The organism is Actinoplanes sp. ATCC 53533 (assembly GCF_003947245.1).
In genome coordinates this window covers 1-4,435 of record NZ_QHHV01000394.1, presented here as the reverse complement: position 1 = coordinate 4,435, position 4,435 = coordinate 1, and the positions used below count along the sequence as shown (strand labels likewise).

Genomic DNA, 4,435 nt, shown 5'->3' with positions numbered 1-4,435 from the left:
CCGAACCGTCTTCCTTGCCCATGGCCTGGACACCGCACCCTCGGGTGGCGACGCGGAGGCGGCGGGCAAGCGTTGCTGCGGCGAAGGTGGCGAGAGCACGGGCGTATTCTGGCGAAATGCCGGCGGCCAGAGTGTCAGCGTGGCAAGCGCGGATGGCTCGGGCGGTCTCGGCAAATTGCAGCGCCTGCCTGTTGCACATGAGATCGCCAAACGTCCGGTAACCGTATCCGCTGGCCATCACGGTGTGGACGTTGCCGGCCGGGATGGATTCGTTTGGCACCGCGTTGAGTGAGCCGAAGGGCTCTAGCTTAGAAAGGTCGACGGACTGAGCGGCTGCTCGCTCTTCGGCACGCAGGTCGCGGAACACCTTCTTCGTATCGCCTAATGTGTCAGCAGCAACCAGAACTTCGTCGCGATATTCGCCGGCGAAGCCCTTTGCCTTGACCGTTTCAAGACTGTGAGGGTGCTGGCAAAATAGGCAGCGAGCACTCTTCCCTTTGCGTTTCCGCCCGTCTCCCAGTTCCGTCGATGAGTAGGTCGGGGCCTGTTGAGGCCGGCCCGCGGTGACCTCGGCCCGCCACCCGTCGCCGTCAACGGCGAGCCGCAGTGCCTGACCTGCGTCTGCTGTCCTGGTGTATGGATGGCGCAGAACCAGACTACCGACCAGTGGAAACCGACGTCCGCATCCATCGCAGGGAATGCTGATTGCCCAGAGGTAGCCCCACGGGTACGAGCCATCTGGATTCTTCGGGTAGAAAGGCGCAACCGCGACCTCCGTGCGACGCCCCACCTCAGCGAGGAACACGTCGAGATCTGCGATCAACCGTGGCCTGCTGTCGGCATCGAACAGCCCGGCTTCTGGGGCGGTCTCGGAGATCCATGGCAACGGCGGTTCCAAGGACCAGTCGCGGACTGGGTAGTCGGCGAGGATCCGGCCTGCGAGGGTCGCAACGGGGCTAAGATCGAGGCCCACCGCGGTCGCGCCGAGACGGGCCGCCTCAAGAGCGATGATGCCGCGTCCGGAGAATACGTCTAGGACTACCGGCCGACCGTCCGGATAGTGGGTGCTGACCACGTCGGCCAGTTTTTCGATCGCGCCGCCGTCGCCGCGGATCGCGGCGTCGATCAGGTTGCGGGTGTCGGGCCGATCCGGAAGCAATGCGGTGGCGACGGCGGCGCGGGCTTGAGCGATGGGCCGGGACGCGAACCAGGTGAATATTGCTTTTTCGTTCTGGCCCGAACCTGAGCTGTTGCCGCAAGCCTCATCGACTGCCCCGCATGGGAACCAGGCGTCTATGATCTTTCGGCTCTCGCTGGTCACATGCCCTCCATCAAACGGCGGAGCTGGGAGACTGGGATCTTGAAGCGTTTGATCAGTTTGGGTCCACCGGCGAGGGTCCCCGCTGGGTCCTGGCAACGAATGGCGACACGTGACTGGCTCGCGCAGTCGAGGACAACGTAGAGCCAGTAGTCGCGGCCCCGCTGTTGGGCCTGCGCCCATTCGTGTTGTTCGAGGATGACTGGTCGTAGGTCGCCAATGAAGCCCTTGACCTCGATGAGTCGTTGGTCTGTGGTGCCGGGCCTGCGAGCGAACAGGTCGTATCCAAGTCCGGCTGTTTGACGGTCGTCAACCACCCAGCCGAGCCCTTCAAGTTCGGCGACAACCTTGGCGATGGCAACCTTTTCGGAGTCGGGATCGCGGCCGAGATCTTCGGCCCTGGCTCCGCCTGCGACGTGGATCCAGCCGAGACGGCGGGGGGCGGTGTGGCTGACGTCGTCGATGAGGTCGAGTTGGCCCAGACGTTGGGCCTTGATGGCGGCGAACCGATCGAGAGCTTCCCGTTTGGCGTCCGAGGCGAGGTTGCGCACCTGACGTTTGTAGCGGCGCTCGATGTCGTCGACGTCGGCACGGGTCTTCGCGGTGATGGCCTGCTGCTCGCGTTCAAGCCGTGCTGTTTCGCTGTCGACTGCAGCCCGCGCGGCGGTATCGGCTTCGAACCGGGCGGCTGGTGCGGGCGCGGTCGGGGCAGCTGTTGTGGTCGTGAGGTTCATGACCGACTCCCACGCGACGGTGAACGCGCCGGCACCGGAGTAGCGGACAAGGAACGGCACGGTGCGTCGACTGCGGCGAAAGCCGTCGTGGTGCTCGAAGTCGGCGGCGTAGAGGAACAATGCGTAGCCGGTAAGCGAGGCGAGGTCGACAGCGGCGGCGCCGGCCAATAGGTCGCCTTCGCAGCTGCGACCGGCGCGGTTGACCAGTTCTTGGAACGCCTCCTCGGTGGGGCCGAGGACGACGACGTCCCCCGCTCGGCGGAACTGCTCCTCGCGGGCCTTGATGACCGCGGCGGCGTCGGCGGCGATCAAGCATTCGCTGCCTCCACCGAACACGTCGGGGAGGGCAGTGTGGCTGGAGCGAAGGATGCGAATCCCGGGCGTTGGCCCGGTGGTTGCCGTCCAGCCCTCGACTTGTGCAACCTGGTCGACGAAGGCGGAGACGATTACCGGGTTGATGGCCTGGAGACGATCTGCGGCAAGCCGCTGCATAGCCTCGCTCGGGTTGACGGGCGTCCTGAGCTGGTCCTCGTCGGCGACGATCTCCTTCGCCCGCGCCACGAGCGTTTCAGTGTCTGGAACCGCGGCGAGAACGTGCGCGACAGCGTCGGGATCGCGATGGGCGGCGGCCATCGCGGCACCGAAGCTGAACCCGGCGCGGTCAACGGTCGCGTCAAGCAGGTCATAGATACGGCCGTTAAGCGCGAGCGAGGCCGCGGTGAGGTTGTCGAGCATGACCTGCTGAACCCGGCCTTCACGAGTCTCGGGGGCGACGAGGTGATAGATGTGCACGTCGTCAGTCTGGCCAATGCGGTGCAGGCGTCCGGCCCGCTGCTCCAGCCGGACGAGGCTCCAGGGGATATCCCAGTCGATCATGACATGTGCGGATTGGAGATCGATCCCCTCGCCGCCCGCGTCGGTGGACACCAGCACCTGGAACCGGTTGGCAAGAAACCGCATCTGCATGTCTTCCCGGACGTGCTGGTCCACGCTGCCGTCGAGCACCTCGGTGCTGAACCCGGCGCCGCGGAACAGGCCGGCCAGCCAGCGAGCGGTGTCGGTGAACTCGGTGAAGATGAGCAGTTGGCCGCTTCCGGCGGCGATGTTGTGTCCCGCCATGATGTTGACCGTGGCCTGCCATTTGGCCGGCTCGTCCTTCGATGTGAGGGCATGTTCGAGTAGGCCGATGACAGCTTTGACTGCCTCAAGTTCGGCTCGGCGGTCCCGGCTTCTGGTCTGGAGGACCGCATGCTCGGCTTCCTGCCACGCCTCGTCCGAGTCGAGGTCGGCGCCGCCCAGATCGCCCTGGTCGAACCCGTGTGGGGCGACCGGGTCGGTGCGCCCGGCCTGACTGCCGGCAAGTGCGGCGGCGCGGCGGCGCAGCGTTTCGACTGCAGCGGTGATCGACGATGCCGCCCGCTTGCCGTAGATGGAGTGGGCGAGGACCGAGTCGGAGGCATACCAGGTGTCGACGTAGCCCATGACCGCCTGGTAGGCGTCGGCCTCAGCAGGAGTGAGATGCACCTCGCGGGTCTCGGCGAAGCGGGGACGAAACAGCAGGCTGCCGTCGAGGTTACGCAGGTCCTCTTTCATTCGACGCAAGAAGTTGTCTCGGCCGGGTCGCAGCACGGTACCGCCGTAGTCCTTCGCCGATTCGTCCCATGGGTAGATGGCTGGGTCAAGCAGGTGTAACAGTGCTCGGAAGAAGTGTTCCTTTCCTCTGTGCGGTGTGGCGGTCAGCAGCAAGAGGTGGTGCGCGGTGTCAGCCAGCAGTCGGGCCGCGCCAAGGTATTGCGAGGTGGGTGTGAGCCGGTGCGCCTCGTCGAAGACGGCGAGCGACCACGACGCCCTACTACCGACGATTTTGCGTCGGACGTCGCTGTTGTAGGTGTACAGGTCCAGTGAGACGACCCACACGTCCACGTCGTCGCGTAGGTCGAGGGGATCTCGGCCAATCTCGGCAGTGATGCGGTGCGCGTCGATGCCGAAGAACCGTTTCAGCTCTCGGATCCACTTTTCTACCAGGTGAGCGGGAACGACGATGACCGTCTTGCCGGGGACCAGCCCTCGGCGGCGCCCTTCGGCGAGGTACATGCCGGTCATCAGCGTCTTGCCGGTACCCGGCTCGTCGGCCAGCAGGAACCGCAGCCGTGGCTGGGACAGCATCGCCCCGAATACCGCGTCGTCCTGGTGGGCGAAGGGGCGAAGCGGTCGGGTCGCCAGCACCGCGGACCGGATTCGCGGGATCGCCCAGCGCATCCACTCCGTCCACACGGCGGCAATGGCCCGACCGCTGTCGCCGCTGCCGTCGGACGTCGGCACCTTACAGCTGTCGACGTCATTGGCACGGATGAAGACCTCGAACAACCCGCGAGTGGGGGAC

2 protein-coding genes are annotated in these 4,435 nt (G+C 65.6%); both read right to left on the bottom strand.

The window, feature by feature from the left end:
• On the bottom strand, positions 1-1,321 hold a 1,321-nt coding region (locus DMB66_RS58060), incomplete at its 3' end, for a hypothetical protein (protein WP_199753270.1).
• Positions 1,318-4,419, bottom strand: coding sequence for a helicase-related protein (locus DMB66_RS58055; RefSeq protein ID WP_125812498.1), 3,102 nt, complete (start codon positions 4,417-4,419; stop codon positions 1,318-1,320). The genes DMB66_RS58060 and DMB66_RS58055, both read right to left, overlap by 4 nt.
• Between the last annotated feature and the right edge of the window lie 16 nt (positions 4,420-4,435).